A 22,793-nucleotide genomic window follows, 5' to 3' on the forward strand; every position below is an offset into this window, starting at 1 on the left:
ATGCTTAGACTATAAATAAAATAATTTGTTAATAATGAAGGGGGCGTCTTAGAAGTAATTTTGGACGCCCCCTTTACTATTATTTAAATGATTTATTCATCACCCAATGGGAATGAGTTTTCCACTTGTTCAAATGGATTTGCATTATTGATGTGATCGTAAAACATAACGCCATTTAGGTGGTCAAGTTCATGTTGGAAGGCGATGGCAGGGAACCCCTTCAGGCGCAATTTCTTCTCTTCCCCATCAACCGTGAAGAACTTAACTGTAATCCTTGCATATCTAGGGACAAACCCCGGGATTGAACGATCGACGGATAGGCAGCCTTCACCGGAAGGGAGGTATGTTTTTTCTACAGAATGGCTAACGATTTTAGGGTTTATGCAAACAAAGCTGAGTTGTTCGCCCCGGTCGTCTTCCAAATGCAGGGCAAACATCCTTTTTAATGAGTTTACTTGATTGGCTGCCAACCCCACTCCAGGACGCAGGCCATATTTCTCTGAAAGTTCGGGGTCCTGACTGTTGATTAGATATTCCAGCATATCATTAGCGAGTTTTCGGTCTTCCTCTGTTAAAGGCAGCTTTAACTCCTGGGCTTTTGTTCTTAAAGTAGGATGGCCATCACGAATAATATCTTCCATTAAAATCATATTTAAACTTCCTTTCAATAAAAAACTATGTATTTAAAGTATAGTAGGTATCTTTGCTTATCGCCAAGCATTCGTCAATCTTTGATTGATTGCCAGTTTGCTTCGGATAGGGGTTTGTTTCCTTGGGTTCCGTAAAAAACTGAGTTTTTCTCTTTCCAAAATATCATATGTTGCTTTTTTTTGCTTAAGAAAAGTTTAGGTATAAAAGTATATGTGAATACAAATAAAAACGATTCTCATAGGGAAAGTTATTTGAGGAAACTAATAAATACATGAGTTGACAATTTCTGTTGTAATACAGTTTTGATATTAATATATAACAGATTTCAAAAAAAGAATAAAGGAACAATGAGAAAAAAAGTGCTAAATAAACAGAATTCAATGATTGACCGAATGAATTTATTTTTATATACTCAATTTAACAAGTTATTGTACTAATATTTTTGAAAAAAATTTTAATACAGAATATAAGGAGAGGTGCTATATGGGAGAAAAATTTTTAAACCAATTTGATCCAGCTGCTACTTTAGAGTCAATCGAAAATCAGTTTGAAATGTTCCAGATCTTAAATGAAGAAGGAAAAGTTGTTAATGAGGAAGCGGTTCCGAATTTATCTGACGAAGAGTTAGTTGAGCTGATGTCACGTATGGTATATACACGAATTTTGGATCAACGTTCTATTTCTCTAAATCGACAAGGAAGACTTGGTTTCTATGCACCGACTGCAGGGCAGGAGGCATCTCAATTAGCTTCGCACTTCGCTCTGGAAAAGAACGACTGGATTTTACCTGGGTACCGTGATGTTCCACAAATTGTTTATCATGGCTTGCCGCTATGGAAAGCTTTCCTATTTAGCAGAGGACATTTTGTAGGAAATCAAATTCCGGAAGGCGTGAATGTTTTGCCGCCTCAAATTATTATCGGTGCACAATACGTTCAAGCAGCAGGAGTTGCACTGGGAATTAAAAAGCGTGGTACGGCTGATGTTGCAATTACTTATACAGGGGATGGCGGTTCGTCGCAAGGAGATTTCTATGAAGGAATCAACTTTGCAGGGGCATTCAAGGCGCCAGCAATATTCATCGTGCAAAATAACCAATTTGCGATTTCTACACCACGCGATGTACAGACAGCTGCAAAAACAATTGCACAAAAAGGGATTGCAGCAGGTATCCCAAGTGTATTAGTAGATGGTATGGATCCACTTGCTGTTTACGTAGCAACTAAAGATGCACGTGATCGTGCGGTTAGGGGAGAAGGTCCATCATTAATCGAGACAATGTGCTATCGTTATGGTCCACATACAATGTCTGGTGATGATCCAACACGTTACCGTACTTCCGATATAGATAATGAATGGGCAGCAAAAGACCCGATCGTTCGTTTCCGTATTTACCTGGAAGGGAAAGGTCTATGGAATGAACAGAAAGAAACTGAAGTAATTGAACAAGCAAAAGAAGAGATTAAAGAAGCGATTAAAAAAGCAGACGAAACACCTAAACAAAAAGTTACGGACTTAATTTCAAATATGTATGAAGAAAAACCATTTAATCTACAAGAGCAATATGAAATCTTTGAAGCGAAGGAGTCGAAATAACCTATGGCACAAATGACAATGATTCAAGCGATTACGGATGCACTGCGCTGTGAACTAAGAGATGATGAAAATGTTCTGGTGTTCGGTGAAGATGTAGGAGTAAACGGTGGGGTTTTCCGTGCTACAGAAGGTCTTCAGAAGGAATTCGGTGTAGACCGGGTATTCGATACACCGCTTGCTGAATCTGGAATCGGTGGTTTGGCAGTAGGTTTATCTTTAACTGGCTTCCGTTCCGTTCCCGAAATCCAATTCTTCGGCTTCGTGTACGAAGTAATGGACTCTATTAGTGGTCAATTAGCTCGTTATCGCTACCGTACAGGAAATACATTCAATATGCCTGTAACGATTCGTTCACCATTCGGCGGCGGCGTTCATACACCTGAAATGCACTCAGATAGTTTAGAAGGTTTAATGGCTCAACAACCAGGTTTAAAAGTGGTCATTCCTTCTACTCCATACGATGCAAAAGGATTACTGATTTCATCGATTCGTGATAATGATCCGGTTATTTTCTTGGAACATCTAAAATTATATCGTTCCGTTAAAGAAGAAGTACCTGAGGAATCATACACAATTCCGCTTGGAAAAGCAGATGTAAAGCGTGAAGGTAAAGACTTATCAATCTTTGCTTATGGCTTAATGGTCCACGAAAGCCTAAAGGCAGCACAGGAGCTTGAAAAAGAAGGATACTCAGTGGAAGTGGTGGATTTACGTACGGTCCAACCATTGGATATCGAAACGATTATTGCATCCGTTGAAAAAACAAACCGTGCAATTGTTGTGCAAGAAGCTCAAAAGCAAGCCGGTATTGCTGCAAACGTAGTAGCTGAAATAACAGAGCGTGCGATTTTAAGCCTAGAAGCTCCTGTTTTGCGTGTAGCAGCACCTGATACGATTTATCCATTCCCGCAAGCTGAAAACATATGGCTACCAAACTATAAAGATATTCTAGAAACTGCGAAAAAAGTTTTAACGTTCTAAACATAGGAAGAAAGGGTGAACAATATGGCGTTTGAATTCCGCATGCCTGATATCGGAGAAGGTATACATGAAGGTGAAATCGTAAAATGGTTCGTGAAAGCGGGCGACAAGATTCAAGAAGATGATGTATTATGTGAGATTCAAAATGATAAAGCAGTTGTAGAAATGCCTTCACCTGTAGAAGGGACAATCCTGGAAATCCTAGTGGAAGAAGGTTCGGTAGCAGTGGTAGGCGATGTCATCATCCGAATCGATGCACCTGGATACGAAAATCTACAGTTCAAGGGTGACGACCACCACAAAGAAGAATCGACTTCTACTACAAGTGCACAAGTTCAAGGTACAGCCGAAGATGGCGACCCTGTAGAAAAAGCACCAGTTGAAGGGGATTCTAAACAAGATCCGGCTGTTAATATTTCAGGAAATGAATTAGAATCAGACAGTTCAGGAAATGAACGAATTATAGCAATGCCATCCGTTCGTAAATATGCTAGAACTAAAGGTGTCAACATCCAGCTTGTAAGCGGCTCCGGCAAAAATGGGCGCATCCTCAAAGAAGACATTGAAAACTACCTAAATGGTGGTGCAACTTCTTCTGAAACTGAGGCTGTAGAAGAATCACCTGTGGTTGAGACTGCTTCAGTTGAAGAGAAAGTGACTGCAAGTGGGTCTGTCAACCTGGAAGGGGAATTCCCGGAAACTCGCGAGAAAATGTCCGGAATCCGTAAGGCGATTGCCAAAGCAATGGTGCACTCAAAACAAACTGCTCCACATGTTACATTAATGGACGAAGTGGATGTAACAGAATTGGTAGCACACCGCAAAAAATTCAAGGATATTGCTGCGGAAAAAGGAATCAAATTAACCTATTTACCTTATGTAGTAAAAGCATTGGTTTCTACATTACGTGAATACCCAGAGTTCAACCGTTCATTTGATGATGCAACGAGTGAAATTATTCAAAAGCATTACTTCAACATTGGCATCGCTGCTGATACTGAAAAAGGCTTACTAGTCCCTGTTGTAAAACATGCTGATCGCAAATCGGTTTTCAATATTTCTGCCGAAATTAATGAATTGGCAACAAAAGCTCGTGAAGGTCGACTTTCACCGAATGAAATGAAAGGCGGTTCATGTTCAATTACGAATATTGGATCAGCTGGAGGTCAATGGTTTACTCCAGTAATTAACCATCCTGAAGTAGCAATTTTAGGGATTGGAAGAATTTCTGAGAAACCAGTGATAAAAAATGGTGAAATTGTAGGTGCACCTGTGTTAGCATTATCATTGAGCTTTGATCATCGAATGATCGACGGAGCCACAGCACAAAATGCTTTAAATCATTTAAAACGTTTGTTAAGTGACCCGGAACTTTTATTAATGGAGGCGTAAAAAATGGTAGTAGGAGATTTCGCAATAGAAATTGACACTTTAGTAGTAGGGGCTGGACCTGGTGGTTATGTAGCGGCAATTCGTGCAGCTCAAACCGGTCAAAAAGTTACAATTGTAGAAAGAGATGTAGTAGGTGGCGTTTGCCTTAACGTAGGATGTATTCCTTCCAAAGCGTTGATTTCAGTTGGTCACCGTTTCGAACAAGCACAACATTCGGAAGATATGGGTGTTTTCGCTTCTGAAGTAAAACTTGATTTTGAAAAAGTACAGAACTTCAAAAACAGTGTCGTTAATAAATTAACTGGCGGTGTTGAAGGCCTATTAAAAGGAAATAAAGTAGAAATCGTTAAAGGTGAAGCATACTTCAGTGATGCAAATACAGTTCGTATTATCAATGGAGATTCTGCTCAAACATATACATTCAAAAATGCGATTCTAGCAACTGGTTCCCGTCCTGTTGAAATTCCAACTTTCAAATATACAGAACGTGTACTTAACTCAACAGGTGCTCTTAACTTAAAAGAATTACCGAAAAAATTAGTTGTTATTGGTGGCGGATACATCGGTACTGAATTAGGTTCTGCTTTTGCAAACTTCGGTACTGAAGTAACAATCGTTGAAGGCGGTAAAGATATCTTGGCTGGCTTCGAAAAACAAATGACGGCCATCGTAAAAAAAGGCTTAAAGAAAAAAGGCGTTACAATCGAAGTAGGTGCATCTGCTAAAGGTGTAGAAGAAAACGAAAACGGCGTAATCGTTACTTATGAAGTTGGCGGAGAAGAGAAAAAGGTTGAAGCTGATTACGTATTAGTAACTGTAGGTCGTCGTCCAAACACGGATGAAATCGGCTTGGAGCAAATCGGTATCGAATTTGCTGAACGCGGCTTAATCAAAGTTGATAAACAATGCCGTACAAATATTCCAAATATCTATGCGATTGGTGATATTGTTGATGGTCCACAACTTGCTCACAAAGCATCTTACGAAGGTAAAGTTGCTGCTGAAGCAATCGCTGGTGAACACTCAATTGTAGATTACCTAGCAATTCCTGCTGTATGCTTCACAGATCCAGAAATGGCTACTGTTGGTTACAGTGAAGAATCAGCAAAAGCTGAAGGTTTGGAAGTTAACGTTGCTAAATTCCCATTTGCAGCTAACGGCCGTGCATTAGCTTTAAACCAAACTGAAGGTTTTGTTAAACTAGTGGCACGTAAAGAAGATGGTTTACTTGTAGGTGCTCAAATCATTGGTGCTGGTGCATCTGACATGATTTCTGAGCTTTGCCTAGCAATCGAGGGCGGCATGACTGCTGAAGACGTTGCTTTAACAATTCACCCTCACCCAACATTAGGTGAAATTACAATGGAAACTGCTGAAGTACTTCTTGGCAACCCAATCCATATTATTTCAAAATAATCTTTTCATCTAAGCGCATTATGCTACAACCATTTGTAGCTAATGCGTTTTTTTGTATTAAGAAAATGGGGATTTTAACTTAAAGCATAATTTTTTCTTAATATCTAGCTAATAATTTAATTTTCCAGTCGTTAGATTGCCCTTTAGCCCTTCCGATGGGAAATATAGAGAATACTTCTTTTAAGCTACAAAATTATATTACAAAGCTACAAAATATTTGAAAAATTCTTTATAATGGAGATATTATTATTTAAAATCGGAGGATTAGATGAAGTTAGATTCCATGCAATCGAAAATATTTTTATATAATATTATGATTATTTTTTTAATTTCTGTTGCGATTGGGATATCTTTTTATCTCACATTATCCAATGCCATTAAAGAGGAAATTGGGGCTAAGGCATTGCAAATAGCAAAAACCACGGCAATTCGTGATGATGTTAAAGCAGGTTTTTACTCAAACAATCCTTCTGAAATCTTACAGCCCATCGCTGAAGAAATACGTAAGGAAACTGGTGCTGAGTATGTTGTAATTGGAGATCTAAATGGGATACGTTATGCACATCCAGTCGAGAGTCGAATTGGACAGAAGATGGTAGGAAATGATAATAAAGGCGTACTAGAGGAGGGGTTATCCTACATCTCGGAAGCAACCGGTACCCTTGGACCAGCAGTACGGGGAAAGACACCTGTGTTTGATGATGATCATCAAATTATTGGTGTAATCTCGGTTGGGTATTTAAAGAAAGACATTAGTGATATCTTCTCTAAATATATAGATAATATTGTTTGGATTGTTGCTGTTTTTATTCTAGTCGGACTAATTTTTGCTTCACTTTTATCTACTAGGATAAAAAAAGATTTATTAAATTTTGAGCCAATTGAGATTGCGGAACTCTTAAAACAACAAAATGCATTAATTGAATCCGTTCGGGAAGGAATTATTATGGTCAATGAGAAAGGGATAATAACTGTTCTGAATTCTGCAGCTTACAAGATGTTGTCGGATGGGGAAGATATTCAACTTGTAGGAAAACATATTCGCAACGTATTACCAAACACTCAAATGGATCAAATTTTATCAACTGGTGAGAGGCATCTCGATCGTAATATGGAGATTAACGGGAATGAAGTATTGGTAAATCGAATTCCCATATTAAATGGGGAAAGAGTAGTAGGGGTTGTTTCAAGCTTTCGCCTACAATCTGAAATTGATCGACTGTCTATGGAACTTTCGCAAGTAAAAAAATATACGGAAGCTTTAAGAGCTCAAACACATGAATACAATAATTTTTTGTATGCGATATCCGGACTTATTTATCTGCAAAATTATGAAGAAGCTCTCGAGTTAATTCACAGTGAACGAGAAGAACAGGGGAATTTAATTCACTTTATTTCAGATCGATTGCAAGATCCCTTTATAAGTGGAATTTTAATTGGTTTTTTCAATCGAGCCAAAGAGTTAAAGGTAAGACTGATTTTTGATGAAGATAGTAATCTCAAATCTTTACCTAAACATATTCAAAAACACTTATTTGTTTCGATACTTGGTAATTTGGTGACAAATGCATTCGAAGCAGTTGAACATCTGCCTGAAGAACAAAGACTAGTTCGTATATTAATACTTGATAATGGAAAAGAGCTATTGATAGAAGTAGAAGATAGTGGGGAAGGAATTCATAACAAAGTTAAACATATACTCTTTGAAAAAAGAGTTTCAACAAAAGGGGTAGATAATGATCGACATGGCTTTGGCTTAATGAAAGTCAAAGAGAATCTCCTTGAGTTAGGAGGAGAAATATATACCGAGAATGGTGATCTTGGGGGAGCGCTATTTATCGTTGTTGTACATAAGGGGGATAATGAGTATGAGGGACAAAATAGAGGTGTTGATTGTTGAAGATGATAAAAGAATTGCTACTATTCATCAAAAATTTTTAAGTAAGATTGAAGGTTTTGAATGTATTGGGGTAGCGCATAGTGGAGAAGAAGCGTTCGAATGGATTGAAACAGTAAAGCCGGATTTGGTATTGCTGGATGTATATTTTCCTGACTTATTAGGAACAGAAGTCTTGGATTATATTAAAGCTAATAGCCGAGAGACTGACATTATATTCATCACGGCCGCATCAGAATCAGTCATTTTAAAGAAAGCATTGCGTGGTGGAGTTGTAGATTATCTATTAAAGCCAGTAACATTTGAAAAGTTTGAAGAATGTATGGAAACCTATCGTGCCAAAAGGAGACTCCTCGAGAAAAATTCCACTCTTGATGAACATGAAATCAAAGAATTATGGAATATGTCGAAACCGATACAAATAAATGAAATAACACCAAAAGGTATCGATGTCATTACAAATGGGAAAGTATTCGATTATTTGCAAACATACCCAGAAGGAATAACTGCGGAAAAGCTAGGGAAGGACCTAGGGTTAAGTCGATCGACTGCTCGTCGTTACTTGGAATACTTAGTATCGGAAAATAAGGTCTATACTGATTTAATTTATGGGACGGTTGGAAGGCCTGAAAGACGATATATACCGGAAAAGGAATATTGCAGATAAAGTAGGTAACTCAAAATCGTTTAATAGACGATTTTTGAGTTACCTTTTTATTTTTCTAAAACATATTAAATAAAAAAGCAAACTGCAATCTATCATATATTATTGTATATCCCTCTCGTGGACAATATGAGCAAAATCAGCTTTATGAAGAAAATATTAACTTATACTCGTTTTATTGTAAAAAGTATGCGCTTTCATTAAGTTATTTATATACATTTACTTCTAAAAATGAATGTATCATAAGGGGGAAAATAAAGTAATGAAGAGGATACTATTAATTTGTTTAGCAATTGTTATGGCTGCAGTTCTTACGGCATGTCAAGGGGAGACAAGTGGAACTACGGAGGCTGAAGGTACTTCTGGATATCCGGAAAGCAATATTACGATTGTAGCGCCATCCGGAGCTGGTGGTGGCTGGGATTTAACAGCACGTGCGATTGCCAAAGTTATGTCAGAAACTGGTTTAGTTGAACAACCAATTACAGTTGAAAATAGAGCAGGTGGTGGTGGTGCTGTGTTTATGGCTGAATATGCCACAAAAGAAGTAGAGAATGATTATATGCTGATGGCTAAATCACCTCCTATTATTATTAATAATTTAAAGGCAGAAGGAAATAGTCCTTACGGTTATAAAGATACTACTCCACTTGCACAATTAACGCGTGATTATGGTGCGATTGTTGTAAAAGCTGATTCAAAATTCAACACTTTAACTGACTTGTTAGATGCTATTAAAGCAGATCCAACATCTATTACAATGGCAGGTGGTTCAGCGCCTGGTTCTATGGATCATCTTGTAGGGATCCTGCCGGCTTATGGGTACGGAATCGATCCTAAAATAGTAAAATATGTTTCTTACGATGGTGGCGGTGAAGCGATTGCTGCGTTATTAGGTGGTAATGCTGATGCCATTGCTACAGATGCTTCCGCAATTGGAGAATATGTAAAATCTGGAGATGTGAAAGTATTAGCAGTAAGTTCTACTGAAAGATTATCTGGTGAGTTGGAAGAAGTACCAACGTTCCAAGAATTAGGAATAGATGCGGAATTTACAATCTGGAGAGGATTATTCGGACCTAAGAATATGTCTGAAGAGGCTGTGAATTATTGGTCAACAAAATTAAGCGAAATGGCTGTAAGCGAAGAATGGACTGCTGAATTAGAAAGAAATGGCTGGCAAAATGAGTATAAAAATGCAGAAGACTTTACTAAATTTTTAGAAGAACAAGAGACAGTAGTTAGTGAGTTGCTTGAAGCATTAGATATGCATAAATAAAGAGAAAGCTGTCCATTAAGCTATGTCTTATAGGACAGCACTTTTTTTAGAGGATAGAAAAAATGAGTTTTTCGTAGGTATCCGAAAAAAGCCATTGGGATGATAAATCGTGTTTTTGTAAAAGGATTGGAGGTGCAGGAATTGGTAAAATCATTTGATAAAATTAGCGGAATTGTTTTTTTAGTTATTAGTCTATTGTTTATTTCCGGAAGCCTACAGATTTCTGGCAGCGCATACGGTTCTGCAGTCGGACCAAAAACATACCCATTAATCTTGGGAGTTGTGTTAGGCCTTCTTAGCTTGCGTTTGATATACGAGAGCTTCAAAAAGAATGCACAAACCCAACATGCAGAAAAATCGCAAATGAATTATAAGAATTTCGGTATAATTCTAGTTTCTGCCATACTATATATTTTCTTATTAGAAATTATAGGATTCGTAATATCAACGTTTCTATTCTTGTTAGTGGCTTTCCAAGTGATGGAGAAAGGGAAGTTTATATCCTCGATTATAATCGCAGCAGTCTTCTCAATTGGGGTTTATATGATGTATGTAAATTTACTTGGAGGCACTTTACCGAAATTTTCTTTATTTTAAAATTGGGGGATATAAATGGGCACAGTTCAATACTTAATGGATGGTTTTGCTACAGCTTTACAGTGGCATAATATATTATTTGCACTTGTTGGCGTTATTATCGGAACCGCGGTTGGAGTACTACCGGGAATTGGGCCAATGAGTGGTGTTGCATTGCTAATTCCCGTAACTGCAACAATCACCTCGGGAATGCCGACTGAAGCAGCAGCTGCCAGTTCGATTATTCTTCTGGCGGGGGTATATTACGGAGCAATGTATGGGGGATCTACAACTTCAATTTTATTAAACACCCCGGGTGAATCTTCCTCGGTAGTAACTGCTCTGGATGGATATCAAATGGCCCAGCAGGGAAGAGCAGGGGCCGCATTATCAATTTCAGCAATAGGCTCGTTTGTCGCAGGAATTATTTCGCTAATAGGGTTGGTTTTATTGGCTAAACCTTTATCAAGTATTGCTTTGGAGTTTGGGCCAGCAGAATATTTTTCATTGATGCTTTTAGGGTTATGTGCAGTGAGTGGCTTAGCGGGTAAATCGGTAACGAAAGCCTTGATTATGACGGTTCTAGGGCTGATGCTTGGAACTATCGGAATTGATGCCGTATCGGGAATAGCGCGGTTTACTTATGACATACCAGTTTTATATGGAGGCATAGAGTTCTTAACAATAGCTGTAGGCTTGTTTGCAATCGGAGAAGTGTTTAAAACAATTTTGGAACGTGAAGCCGACGATGAACCTATTGCAAAAATTAGTCGCATAATGCCGACTAAGCAAGATTTAAAAGATAGTGCTAAACCAATTGCACGAGGATCATTGTTAGGATTTTTTATAGGAGTGCTTCCGGGAGCAGGAGCAACTCTTGCATCCTTTTTCTCTTATATAACAGAAAAAAAAGTCAGCAAAAAACCAGACTCTTTTGGAAAAGGGAATATTGCTGGTGTAGCAGGTCCTGAATCTGCCAATAATGCTGCCTCAGGTGGAGCCATGATTCCGCTTCTAACTTTAGGAATTCCTGGCTCAGGGACAACAGCGATTTTGATGGGTGCACTTATTATGTACAATGTGCAGCCAGGTCCATTATTGTTCAATGACCACCCTGATATTGCATGGGGTTTAATTGCCAGTATGTTTATCGGGAATTTAGTGTTACTAATATTGAATATGCCTCTGGTAAAGATATTTGCGAAGATTATTCAAACGCCAAAGAAATATTTATTGCCAATTATTATTGCCATCTCCTTCTTTGGTGTTTATGCAGTACAGTATTCGACTTTTGATTTGTATCTTTTAATTGCCTGTGGGGTATTTGGCTATTTATTCACCAAAAATGATTACCCTGTAGCGCCATTGGTTTTAGCCTTAGTGTTAGGACCAATGATTGAGAATAACATGCGTCGAGCACTAACAATTTCCAATGGGGAGTGGAGTGTTTTTGTAACAAGCCCGTTATCTTTAATATTTTTAATTATTGCAATTGCTTGGATTGTAGTACCACTAATTTTAAAACTATTAGGAAGAAACGTCGTTATAAATGAAGAAGAATAAGAAGAGATGAGATGGAGAAATAATTCTTTGTCTCATTTTTCTTATTTTCTGCGTTTTCTCTTGAATTATTAGGTTTTCTTTCGAAGAGTTATAGACATTGTTAAACTTGAAGAGTAAAATATCGTTTATTAAGGGGGGTGAATGGCAATAAAAGTGATTGCGCTTAGTTATTGCCTATTGATGAAAATCATAAGAACCATCGCTCAAATTCTAATACTCTACGCTTTTTACTATATCGGGGTTTTTGTTGTCGAAATAACTGGACTGCCCCTTCCGGCAAGTATTTTAGGTTTGGTACTACTGGCTTTCTGCCTCCAAATGAAGTGGGTGAAGGTGGAATATATTCAGGAGGGTGCTGGGTTTTTAATTGCTTTTATGACTCTATTTTTTATTCCTCCGATTGTTGGAATTATTGATTATCCTCAATTATTATCAGTCGAGGGCTTTCTTTTGCTAGGGTCTGTTTTTGTAAGTACGTTATTTGCCATTTTAATCTCAAGCAAACTTAGTGAAATGATCGAGAAGAAAGAATTAGAGCTGATTGAAAAGAAAGAATTTAAGTCTGCTATAAGAAAAGAACAAGAATTCGTTGAACAACTTCAACCTGATGAAGAGTGCTTGGACGGTGAAAACCAAGCAGTTCCCGTTACCTTAAGTAAAAACCAACCACAACAAAATGAAAGCTTGAAGGAGGCTGGGACACTTGAAAGCAATCATCTTCATCGTTAGCACGGTCATTATATTTGCCCTTATGTATAAAATTCATAGAAAGTTTCCTTATCCATTCTTATTGCCGATATTGACGACGACAATCGTGATGGTTGGCGTGTTATTAGTTTTTGGGATTCCATTTTCTGATTACATGGAAGGCGGGAAATATATCCAGCATCTATTGGGACCAGCCGTTGTTGCCTTGGCCTATCCTTTATATAATCAAAGAAAATTAATTGTGAAGTTTAAATATACAATTCTATCAGGTATTCTAATAGCAATGATAAGTGGGTTGATAAGTGTCTATACTCTGTTGAAATTAATGAAAATGGATACTGACCTAATTTTAACATCTTTGCCAAAATCGCTTACTACCCCTGTGGCAATGCAAGTAAGTGAAACAATAGGAGGGATTGCGCCCTTGACTGCTGTATTTGTAATGGTGGCGGGTTTTACGGGAGCATTATTTGGACCGGCTGTTTACAAGTATTCAAAGATTACCTCATCAATTGGGAGAGGCATCTCTATGGGAAGTGCAAGTCATGGTGTAGGTGTTTCCAAGTTAAAGGATTATGGTGAAGAGGATCTGTCCATTGGTTCATTATCAATGGGTTTAAGTGCCGTCTTTGGTGCTGTAATCTGTCCGATTTTTGTATTCCTGTTTATTTAAAGATGCTGAACAATAACTAAATAGAAAGAATCAGAAAAAACACGACTTTCCGCTAGCTAGTAGGGGAGAATCGTGTTTTTTAATGTAGAATTATAAGATTTTAGATAATCGGCATACGCTCTTTAATCACGCGGATCGTTTTAAGAGATAAATCTTCTGGACCTTGAACAGGTAACCCAGCTTCAATATTCATTTTAATATAGTCGATAATCTCTTCAGTTATTATTTCCCCGGGAATGAAAATCGGGATACCTGGAGGGTAAACCATAATAAATTCTGCGCAAATATACCCAGCAGACTCTTCTAACGGCATTACTTCTGTACTAGCATAAAAAGCATCTCGAGGAGTCATTGCCAATGCAGGAATTTCCGGTACATTAACAATTGTCTCTTTTTGGATTGCCTCCGATTCGAAAGTTTGCGACATTCTTTGCAATGCATTAACGAGTAGATTGATTTCCTTTTTCGAATCGCCTAATGTTACAAGGCAAAGGATATTATAAAGGTCGGACAATTCGACTTCAATATTGGCATTTTGACGTAGCCATTCTTCAGCGTGATGACCTGTAATGCCTAAATCTTTTACACTGATAAGGATTTTTGTCGGATCCATATCATATGTTGCAGATGAGTGAAGTTTCTCTCTTCCTGCTACTTTCAGATGAGGAATATTATTAATTCTTTTTCTAGCATCCTTTGCAAGACGTATAGACTCGTCAATTAAATCATGTCCATGAACGGCTAATTGACGTCTCGCACAGTCTAATGAGGCCAAAATAGGGTATGATGTTGAAGTTGTTGTTAACATCGATAAAACAGATTGTACTCGATTTACCGAAACAAGCCCCTCACGAACATTTAATACCGAACTTTGTGTCATAGATCCACCTAGCTTATGGACACTTGTCGCAGCCATATCAGCACCTGCCTGCATAGCAGATAAAGGGAGTTCATCATGGAATTTGATATGAACTCCATGTGCTTCATCCACAATAACCGGAATGTTGTGTGAATGGACGATATCAACAATACGTTTCAAGTCGGTTGCAAATCCAAAATAAGTAGGGTTGATTACAAGCATCGCTTTTGCATCTGGATATGTTTTTAACGCTTTTTCTACAGATTCTGCAGAAATACCATGGGCAATTCCATACTCTTCATCAACTTCAGGATGGATAAAAATCGGAATAGCACCAGATAAAACAATTGCAGACATTGTTGATTTATGAACATTCCGTGGTACCAATATTTTATCACCTGGACTAACGACGGATAGAATCATCGTCATGATGGCGCCACTAGTACCTTGAACGGAAAAGAATGTATGGTCAGCACCAAAGGCTTCTGCTGCTAAGTTTTGTGCTTCTTTAATCGCGCCTTTTGGTGAATGTAAGTCATCTAGTGGAGCAATATTGATTAAATCAATTGATAAAACGTTGTCGCCGACGAACTCACGAAAAGCAGGATCCATACCTTGACCTTTTTTATGTCCGGGAATATGAAATTGTATTGGATGTCTGTTTCGATGTTTGAGTAATACGTCGAACAATGGAGTCTCTAACTGTGACAACGCAGGTACCACCTCGCTTTATATATTTTTGAAAACAAGAAGAATTATAGCATCTATTGGACTTCATGACTACAAAAATAAAAGGATTTTTTTCTGCCAAATAGAAGTATTTATTTTAAAGAGAAAAAAAGGAGATGAAGAAATGAATTGGGATACAAGAATTACAAGATTATTAGAAATAAAATATCCAATTATACAAGGTGGATTAGCCTATTTAGCCTACTCGGATTTGGCTGCTGCTGTTTCTAATGCAGGTGGTTTGGGCCAAATCACTGCGATGAGTTTAAAATCACCACAACTTTTAAGGGAGGAAATACATAAGGTCCGTGAAAAAACAGACCGGCCATTTGGTGTAAACTTTGCCATTGGCATGCACGGCAAAGGATACGAAGAAATGGTCAAGGTAGCAATCGAGGAAAATGTGCCGGTAATTTCTATGACTGGGGGAAATCCTGCACCAATCTTTGAGTTATTAAAAGATACTGACATCAAGAAGTTGGTGTTGGTGGCAGCCAGACGCCAGGCGCAAAAGGCGGAACAGCTTGGGGCGGATGCCGTGATGGTTGTCGGCCATGAAGGAGGGGGCCATTTGGGACGAGATGATGTGGGCACCATGGTTCTGGTTCCACAAGTTGCAGATAGTGTTTCCATACCCGTAATTGCTTCCGGGGGTATTGGAGATGGTCGAGGCTGGATGGCTGCTCATGCACTAGGAGCAGAAGGAATTGAGATGGGAACAAGATTTATCGCCACAAAGGAATGTATACATGCATCTCCACAATATATAAAGAGCCTATTAAATAGTACAGAAACAGATACTACTATTATCAAACGTTCAATCGGTGCCCCGGCACGAGTATTAAAGAGCGATTTTACAGAAAAGATATTAGAGATTGAAAATGTTTCCCCGACCTATGAAGCATTAAAAGAATATATAAGTGGGGAGGCTAATAAGAAATTTATTTATGATGGCGATGAAGCAAGTGGTTTTGGTTGGGCCGGTCAAGTAACCGGAATGATTGAGGACGTCCCAACAGTACAGGAGCTAATTAATCGAATGGTTGTACAAGCAGAAGCAATCAGAGTAAAATGGGGACATTAAATTTAGAAGGTGGGATTTTTCTATGGAATACTCATATCCATTTTCGCCGGATTGGTCAACAACAGAAATTATCGATGTTGTCCGCTTTTTTGAAGGTGTGGAGCAAGCATATGAAAAAGGGATAAAAAGAGAGGATATGCTGGCAAGATATCGTCGTTTTAAGGAGATTGTTCCTTCTCAGGCAGAGGAAAAAACAGTTTTCCGTGAGTTTGAAGAGGTAAGTGGCTACGTAAGCTACAAAGTTGTTAAATTAACGAAAGAACAAGAAGATGGCAACCTGATTAAAATGTAATAGCGCGAGGGTGATTCATTTGAGCATTTAATAGATGAACAGATGAAATCACCCTCTTTTTTTATGAAGTTATGGAATTCAGGCTATCGAGAAAAAGGGGAGGCTGTCCGTTTCAACTTTTCTTTGAGGTGAAACGATGTGGGCATCATAATTCTCACTTCCCGCAATGAGGTCACTGATCATTTTAGAACCAAGCGCACTATATACGGTACCGTTGCCACCATATCCCAGAACGTAATAATGATGCGGTTTTGTCGGATGTGGACCGATAAATGGCAATTGATCTTTCGATTCTGCGAATGTTGAAGCATAGCAGCAGTCAACTTCCAGTTCCAAGTGTGGGAATAATGACTGTGTTTCCTTTAATAGCTTTTGTGCATAATTTTCAATCATTTTCTTATCCACCGTAGCTTCCGATAATTTTTCGTCCAGTCCTCCGACCATAATGGCTCCTTCAGCTGTCGTACGCAAGTAGAGATACGGTCTTTTTGTTTCCCAAATCATTGCTTTTTCATGCCAATGTGTACTGGATTGTATAGGCTTTGTTACCATCACGTAAGAACGCTTAAAAGTAGCATCATCTTTCTTTGCATTGTGCTTTTTCTCATAGCCTATTGTATATACTACATCTCTGGCTTGGAATAAATGCGTTGTCGTTTTTAGTTGGACAAGCTGATTTTCATATGAAGTATCCGTTACAACTGTCTCTTCAAATAAATCAACCCCGTGATCCTGTAAATAGTTCAATAAACTTGTGATAAATTTCAAGGGATTTATTTCTGCATCACGCAAAGTAACCAATGCAGCGGGCTTTTTAAAAGGCATATAAAAGGATAAAGTAGATTCATCCCAAAATTCGCATGGAAAATGGTTCATATATAATGCTTCATATTCGGTACGCAATTTAACTGCATCCGATTGATTACTAGCAAAGTAAATACTTGGTCTCCGTTGGAAATCCACTTCATGTGGCAACTCATTAACAATTTTCTCGATATCATCCAATGCTTCAAAGCATAATTGATAAAATCGGATTGCTTCCTTCTCCCCGATCTGCTGGATTAGTTCAGAGAGCATTATATCATTTGAATACTGCAGCAACCCCGTATTCGCAGCTGTACTGCCATGTCCGAAATGTCGTTGATCGATTATTGCGACAGATAAACCCTGTTTCAATAATCTAAAAGCAGTTAAGCAGCCGGAAATACCGCCTCCAATGACAATGGCATCATATTGTTTCTTTGGTTGTTTTGGGGACTTCACTATTAATTCAATAGAATTTGTTGTTGGCCAATATAATGTTCCGTTATGAAGTTTCATCTATATACACTCCTTGAAGTTGTCAAATAACGTCCTATCTCTATACCCTTTTTTTATTTTTTAAATCACTCTGGATATATTGGGATTCTTGAAATGTGGAATAAGTTGTGCACAAATAGGAGGGGACCTAGGATAAATGATAAAATTACCGGAATTAGGCTAAAAAAATAAAAAAAGAATTAGTAGAAATATGTAATGTTTGTCAGTATCTTGTGCATATTAATGATACAACACACCAAAAACGAAGCAGTTGCTCTAACCAAGGAAACTACATGAAGGCTATAAACCAGAGTAACTTTTAAGAAGGCAATTAAAAAGACAAAAGTTAGAAAGTTAACTTTTGCCTTTGGGGTGGAGTCGATATTATTTTCCGATAATAGTGTTATAAACAGGCAGTAATGCTTCAAACGTTTCTTCTGTTAGTTGTAAAAATTGTTCTGACGAAAGTTTGACAGCTTCTTCTCGTGGAATGTGACGTCCTACCAGAAACTCGCCTTTTTTAATATCTCTTAATCGAATTAATAATTCTTCCAGCTGTTTTTCACGCCCTGTTTTTAAAGGAATTGAGTCTTGTGACATATGATCGCCCGAGAAGATAAATGAGTCAGGCAACTCGTCGAACAGATCAATCGCATTAAGTAGGCGAGTTGCCATTTCAGATTTTTGTGGTGCTTCATAAATAATTGCAACAATAATGAATAAATGTGTATTCCAAAGCCCAATTTGAAAATGAGGAAGAGATTTATATCCACGCTTATAAGGAGCAAAAGCTACCCAGGAATCTTTTGGTGGATTTATAGTTCTTCTAGCATGCTTTGCCACATGGGGGAAAAATTCATCTCCCGTCTTAGCACTAAAATAACTTGAAAACCTTTCACCTAGTTCTTGGAATTTCGGGCGAACAATGGTTGTTAGAGCCTCCATTCGCGGTTCTAGACCATCAATTTCAAAAACCTCGAAATCCTTGTTTGTCCATTTAATTTTGTTCATTTATCTGTGCCCCCTCTTGATTTACATGTTTATTTTATCAGCTTTTTGGGAAAAATTTTGTAACAAACATATTCATAAGACCAAAATTTTAAAAAATGAAAGGGAAGTGATTTAATATGAAACAGATGATCAAAATTATACGTAAAGTTGACATTGAAAAGCAATATGAACAGGTTTTGCGTCTAGAGCTTGATTATGAACTTGCCTCCTTATACGCAGCGATGCAGGACAAAGATGAAAAAGAAATGGATAAAAGCAAAAAACGTCTTAAGGAAATACAAGATGAATTAGATGGTCTCCACGCATATGTATAACAAATTAATAATTTACTAAAAATCACTTGCTCACATTTTGGCTGCAAGTGATTTTTGTTATACTAAGGGATAAAGAGGGAATTTTTCGAATACTAGGCGACACTCTCCATCCATTTAATAGGATTGTTGGGAGAAAGCTTATATGGGATTGTTCAAAGAAGGTGGGGGTTTAATGGATTTACATGTAGTCGACCAATTTGCCAAGGCAACTATTATTGAAGCAGGAAAAAGAATCAGGGATGCTTTTTCTTATGATATCCAAGTCGAAACAAAAGCGGATGCGAATGATTTAGTGACAAATATTGATCGGGAGACGGAACTTTTCTTTATTGATAAAATCAAGGCATTTAATCCCGAACACAAAATTTTAGGTGAAGAGGGAATGGGTGAACAGATTGAATCGCTCGAAGGGCCGGTTTGGATTATTGATCCAATAGATGGAACGATGAATTTCATAAAGCAACATCGTCATTTTATGATTACCATTGGTTTCTTCGTTGATGGCGTGGGAAAACTTGGGTACATATTTGATGTGATGAATGAAGATATGTTTTGTGCAATAGAAGGAGAGGGAGCATGGTATAATGATTCTCCGTTAAGGAAATTGCAACCACTGCCTCTTGAAGAAGCTATCATTGGAATCAATGCAAGCTGGGTGTCGCCAAATAGGCGGGTAAACCATGAGAAAATGATTGAATTAGTGCGTACAGTCAGGGGTACACGTTCCTATGGATCGGCTGCGATGGAAATAGCATTTGTTGCCAGCGGGAAACTGGACGCGTATATATCAATGAGATTATCTCCATGGGATATTGGCGGTGGAACAATCATTGCTCAAGAGGTTGGCGCAATTGCCACAAATTTAAAAGGCCAACCGTGCAATCTATTGACGCAAGATACCTTTATCATTGCCAATCCATCAATTCACCAACAAATTCTGGAACATTATATTGAGGAAAAGTAAATCCTGTGGAGTAAGGATTACAAGAGGTACTTGTTAATTAAGCAAAAGTGTCCGTCAACTCCTGCCATACTTGGTTGGAGTTGTCTTTTCTTATGGAAAAACACAATTTGTCGTATTGCAGATTCAACAAATCGTGTTTTGCATAAGAATTAATTTGACTTCATGTGGCAGTCTATGTGTAAAGATTTATAAAAGACCTTGTTCCCGGAATTTACGTTTCATTTTGAATCCGATGAACATGACAGCACATAAGGCTAAAAGTCCTGCGATTGCTCCGAGGAATGTTTTTGCTGCGATTGCATATCCAATCGAAATCATGGATAACATCGCGGCTACTGCAAAAATAAACATGACTGCTTTCGCTTTATTCATGAAAATATGCCTCCTTAATATGTACGGAAAAATAACTTTATTAATATTATTGTCGAATTGTAAAAAAACATGAAAAGACAATATGAACTTCTTGTGCTATAATAACACAGTTAATCATACGAAAAAAGAATATGGAGTGGAATAATGACAAAGTTACGCGAAGATTTACGCAATATCGCAATTATCGCCCACGTTGACCATGGGAAAACAACATTAGTTGACCAATTGTTAAAACAATCAGGAACTTTTCGTTCAAATGAACATGTCGAAGAACGTGCAATGGACTCAAATGATATCGAACGTGAACGCGGGATTACAATCCTTGCTAAAAATACAGCTGTAAACTATGAAGGAACAAGAATTAATATCCTTGATACACCTGGACATGCCGATTTCGGTGGAGAAGTAGAACGTATTTTAAAAATGGTAGACGGCGTTCTATTAGTGGTTGATGCATATGAAGGGTGTATGCCACAAACTCGCTTTGTACTGAAAAAAGCGCTTGAGCAAAAGTTGACGCCAATTGTTGTAGTAAACAAAGTCGATAAAGATTCAGCTCGTCCGGAAGAAGTTGTCGACGAAGTAATTGATTTACTGATCGAACTTGGCGCAGACGAAGAGCAATTAGAATTCCCTGTAGTATTCGCTTCTGGTGTAAACGGTACTGCTTCTCTTGACTCAGACCCATCTAAACAAGAGGAAAACATGAAATGCTTATTCGAATCAATTATCGAGCATATTCCTGCACCAGTAGATACAACTGAAGAACCATTGCAATTCCAAGTAGCATTACTTGATTATAATGACTTCGTTGGTCGTATCGGAATTGGACGCGTATTCCGCGGAAAAATTCACGTTGGACAACAAGTAGCCTTAATGAAACTTGATGGCAGTGTGAAAAACTTCCGTGTTACAAAAATATTTGGTTTCTTCGGTTTAAAACGTGAAGAAATCCAAGAAGCATACTCTGGTGATTTGATTGCCGTATCGGGTATGGAAGAAATCAATGTCGGAGAAACAGTATGTCCAGTAGAGCATCAAGAAGCGTTAACACCATTACGTATTGATGAACCTACTTTACAAATGACTTTCTTGGTTAACAATTCTCCTTTTGCCGGTCGCGAAGGAAAATGGATTACTTCAAGAAAAATTGAAGAGCGTCTTCGTTCTCAATTGCAAACAGACGTATCCCTTCGTGTAGAAGATACAGATTCACCGGATGCTTGGATTGTTTCAGGCCGTGGAGAGCTTCACTTATCCATCCTGATCGAGAACATGCGTCGTGAAGGCTATGAATTACAAGTATCAAAACCACAGGTAATTATCCGTGAGATCGATGGCGTGAAATGTGAACCGATTGAACGTGTTCAAATTGATGTGCCGGAGGACAGCGTTGGTTCAATTATCGAATCACTTGGTAACCGTAAAGGTGAAATGCTGGATATGATCAATGAGGGGAATGGACAAGTTCGTTTAATCTTCATGGTTCCTGCACGTGGATTAATCGGCTACACAACTGAATTCATGTCCTTAACAAAAGGTTTCGGTATCATTAACCATACATTTGATTCTTATCAACCAGTTGTTGCAGGTCGTGTTGGTGGCCGTCACCAAGGTGCACTTGTTTCTATGGAAACTGGTAAGTCGACAACCTATGGTATGATGCAAATTGAAGACCGTGGTACACTATTTGTTGAACCAGGTACTGAAATTTACGAAGGTATGATTGTCGGTGAAAATAACCGTGATAATGATATCACAGTTAATATTACAAAAATGAAACAAAAAACAAATGTACGTTCAGCAACAAAAGACGCAACAAACGTTATTAAACGTCCTCGTATTTTAACGCTTGAAGAAGCACTAGAATTCTTAGATGAAGATGAGTACTTGGAAGTAACACCTGAATCTATCCGTTTACGTAAACAAGTTCTAGATAAAAACGAACGTGAAAAACAAGCGAAAAAGAAAAAATTCGCTGAACAGTAAGAGTTTGTTTTTTGCTCAGATTGTGAAAGGTGTTGTAGAAGTTGAACTTGTTTGGGACACTAAATTATATTCAAGCATCTGCACCTACGAATACTGGTGAAACAACCTTTGTATTCCAACGTATGTCAGGTATAACTCGATATCTATACGAAAATATGCCAAGCTATGCAGTAGCAGGATATATAACATTTTTGCTAATCTTTATCCTATCGGCAATTGTTTATAAACTTGGCTTTGCTAAAAATGACCTAAAATTAATACAAAATATTATTATTTATATTTTCCTGTTCATTGGGTGTATTGTTTTAACGTTTTTAGCTCTTTTCCTGCCGATGATTGAAGGGTTAATCGTTGCAGCATTAATCTTGATTCTTTATAAGACACGTCTATGGCGTGAAAAAAGAGAAGAAAAAAGAGCCGCATCTTAAATGACGGCAAATAGAGGTAGCTTCAGAAGTTGTTCCTTGGACAACTTTTGGGGTTG

The 22,793-nt window shown here is 38.0% G+C and carries 22 protein-coding genes; 17 read left to right on the forward strand and 5 right to left on the reverse strand.

The genetic code is table 11. The features are described 5' to 3' along the window. Positions 1–92: 92 nt before the first annotated feature. Entirely contained in the window at positions 93–650 is a 558-nt protein-coding gene (gene def, locus QYB95_RS02285; protein WP_301136453.1) for a peptide deformylase, read from the reverse strand. Positions 651–1,134: 484 nt separating this feature from the next. Between def and pdhA the strand changes: the two genes are divergently transcribed. From pdhA to QYB95_RS02340, 11 genes are all read left to right on the forward strand, one after another. Further along, positions 1,135–2,247, forward strand: a complete 1,113-nt coding sequence (gene pdhA, locus QYB95_RS02290) for a pyruvate dehydrogenase (acetyl-transferring) E1 component subunit alpha (RefSeq protein WP_301136455.1) — start codon at positions 1,135–1,137, stop codon at positions 2,245–2,247. Positions 2,248–2,250: 3 nt separating this feature from the next. Continuing rightward, positions 2,251–3,228 carry an alpha-ketoacid dehydrogenase subunit beta gene (locus QYB95_RS02295; protein WP_301136456.1) on the forward strand — a complete coding sequence of 326 codons (978 nt, stop codon included), beginning with the start codon at positions 2,251–2,253 and terminating at the stop codon, positions 3,226–3,228. Positions 3,229–3,252: 24 nt separating this feature from the next. Further along, positions 3,253–4,620: a dihydrolipoamide acetyltransferase family protein gene (locus QYB95_RS02300; protein WP_301136457.1), complete on the forward strand. Its 1,368-nt coding sequence runs from the start codon at positions 3,253–3,255 to the stop codon at positions 4,618–4,620. A 3-nt stretch (positions 4,621–4,623) separates the two neighbouring features. Then, positions 4,624–6,036, forward strand: coding sequence for a dihydrolipoyl dehydrogenase (gene lpdA, locus QYB95_RS02305; RefSeq protein WP_301136458.1), 1,413 nt, complete (start codon positions 4,624–4,626; stop codon positions 6,034–6,036). 268 nt (positions 6,037–6,304) lie between these two features. Beyond that, the gene (locus tag QYB95_RS02310; RefSeq protein ID WP_301136459.1) at positions 6,305–7,936 is read left to right on the forward strand and encodes an ATP-binding protein; all 1,632 of its coding nucleotides are present in this window, start codon (positions 6,305–6,307) and stop codon (positions 7,934–7,936) included. After that, positions 7,905–8,600: a response regulator gene (locus QYB95_RS02315; RefSeq protein ID WP_301136460.1), complete on the forward strand. Its 696-nt coding sequence runs from the start codon at positions 7,905–7,907 to the stop codon at positions 8,598–8,600. The genes QYB95_RS02310 and QYB95_RS02315 overlap by 32 nt, the downstream gene beginning before the upstream one ends. A 259-nt stretch (positions 8,601–8,859) precedes the next feature. Continuing rightward, a complete protein-coding gene (locus QYB95_RS02320) occupies positions 8,860–9,876 on the forward strand; it encodes a tripartite tricarboxylate transporter substrate binding protein (protein WP_301136461.1) in 1,017 nt (338 codons plus the stop codon). 141 nt (positions 9,877–10,017) lie between these two features. Next, positions 10,018–10,473: a tripartite tricarboxylate transporter TctB family protein gene (locus tag QYB95_RS02325; RefSeq protein ID WP_301136462.1), complete on the forward strand. Its 456-nt coding sequence runs from the start codon at positions 10,018–10,020 to the stop codon at positions 10,471–10,473. 15 nt (positions 10,474–10,488) lie between these two features. Next, positions 10,489–12,015, forward strand: coding sequence for a tripartite tricarboxylate transporter permease (locus QYB95_RS02330; RefSeq protein WP_301136463.1), 1,527 nt, complete (start codon positions 10,489–10,491; stop codon positions 12,013–12,015). 141 nt (positions 12,016–12,156) lie between these two features. Continuing rightward, the gene (locus QYB95_RS02335) at positions 12,157–12,744 is read left to right on the forward strand and encodes a CidA/LrgA family protein (RefSeq protein ID WP_301136464.1); all 588 of its coding nucleotides are present in this window, start codon (positions 12,157–12,159) and stop codon (positions 12,742–12,744) included. Beyond that, complete coding sequence (locus tag QYB95_RS02340; protein ID WP_425609163.1) at positions 12,719–13,396, forward strand: LrgB family protein; 678 nt, start codon at positions 12,719–12,721, stop codon at positions 13,394–13,396. Before QYB95_RS02335 ends, QYB95_RS02340 begins: the two co-directional genes overlap by 26 nt. 100 nt (positions 13,397–13,496) lie before the next feature. On the opposite strand, the gene QYB95_RS02345 is transcribed toward QYB95_RS02340, so the two are convergent. Further along, positions 13,497–14,966: an aminotransferase class I/II-fold pyridoxal phosphate-dependent enzyme gene (locus QYB95_RS02345; RefSeq protein ID WP_301136465.1), complete on the reverse strand. Its 1,470-nt coding sequence runs from the start codon at positions 14,964–14,966 to the stop codon at positions 13,497–13,499. A gap of 142 nt (positions 14,967–15,108) precedes the next feature. Between QYB95_RS02345 and QYB95_RS02350 the strand changes: the two genes are divergently transcribed. Both QYB95_RS02350 and QYB95_RS02355 read left to right on the forward strand, forming a co-directional pair. Then, on the forward strand, positions 15,109–16,068 hold the full coding sequence (locus tag QYB95_RS02350) for an NAD(P)H-dependent flavin oxidoreductase (protein WP_301136466.1): 960 nt from the start codon (positions 15,109–15,111) through the stop codon (positions 16,066–16,068). 22 nt (positions 16,069–16,090) lie between these two features. Beyond that, positions 16,091–16,360 carry a UPF0223 family protein gene (locus QYB95_RS02355; protein WP_301136467.1) on the forward strand — a complete coding sequence of 90 codons (270 nt, stop codon included), beginning with the start codon at positions 16,091–16,093 and terminating at the stop codon, positions 16,358–16,360. Positions 16,361–16,438: 78 nt separating this feature from the next. Here the strand turns inward: QYB95_RS02355 and QYB95_RS02360 are convergent, their stop codons facing one another. Together QYB95_RS02360 and QYB95_RS02365 are read right to left on the reverse strand one after the other, a co-directional pair. Continuing rightward, positions 16,439–17,680, reverse strand: coding sequence for an NAD(P)/FAD-dependent oxidoreductase (locus QYB95_RS02360; RefSeq protein ID WP_301136468.1), 1,242 nt, complete (start codon positions 17,678–17,680; stop codon positions 16,439–16,441). 363 nt (positions 17,681–18,043) lie between these two features. Next, positions 18,044–18,670, reverse strand: a complete 627-nt coding sequence (locus tag QYB95_RS02365) for a YktB family protein (protein WP_301136469.1) — start codon at positions 18,668–18,670, stop codon at positions 18,044–18,046. 116 nt (positions 18,671–18,786) lie between these two features. Here QYB95_RS02365 and QYB95_RS02370 point away from each other — a divergent pair, with 116 nt between their 5' ends. Further along, positions 18,787–18,984 carry a hypothetical protein gene (locus QYB95_RS02370; RefSeq protein ID WP_301136470.1) on the forward strand — a complete coding sequence of 66 codons (198 nt, stop codon included), beginning with the start codon at positions 18,787–18,789 and terminating at the stop codon, positions 18,982–18,984. Between the two features lie 172 nt (positions 18,985–19,156). Continuing rightward, a complete protein-coding gene (locus QYB95_RS02375; protein ID WP_301136539.1) occupies positions 19,157–19,948 on the forward strand; it encodes an inositol monophosphatase family protein in 792 nt (263 codons plus the stop codon). A gap of 186 nt (positions 19,949–20,134) precedes the next feature. On the opposite strand, the gene QYB95_RS02380 is transcribed toward QYB95_RS02375, so the two are convergent. Then, entirely contained in the window at positions 20,135–20,320 is a 186-nt protein-coding gene (locus QYB95_RS02380) for a DUF5325 family protein (RefSeq protein ID WP_301136471.1), read from the reverse strand. Between the two features lie 144 nt (positions 20,321–20,464). Here QYB95_RS02380 and typA point away from each other — a divergent pair, with 144 nt between their 5' ends. Then, positions 20,465–22,309: a translational GTPase TypA gene (gene typA / locus QYB95_RS02385; RefSeq protein ID WP_301136472.1), complete on the forward strand. Its 1,845-nt coding sequence runs from the start codon at positions 20,465–20,467 to the stop codon at positions 22,307–22,309. Between the two features lie 122 nt (positions 22,310–22,431). Beyond that, positions 22,432–22,737, forward strand: coding sequence for a YlaH-like family protein (locus QYB95_RS02390; RefSeq protein ID WP_301136540.1), 306 nt, complete (start codon positions 22,432–22,434; stop codon positions 22,735–22,737). Positions 22,738–22,793: the final 56 nt, after the last annotated feature.

It is taken from the genome of Ureibacillus aquaedulcis, assembly GCF_030418165.1.
Classification (GTDB): domain Bacteria; phylum Bacillota; class Bacilli; order Bacillales_A; family Planococcaceae; genus Ureibacillus; species Ureibacillus aquaedulcis.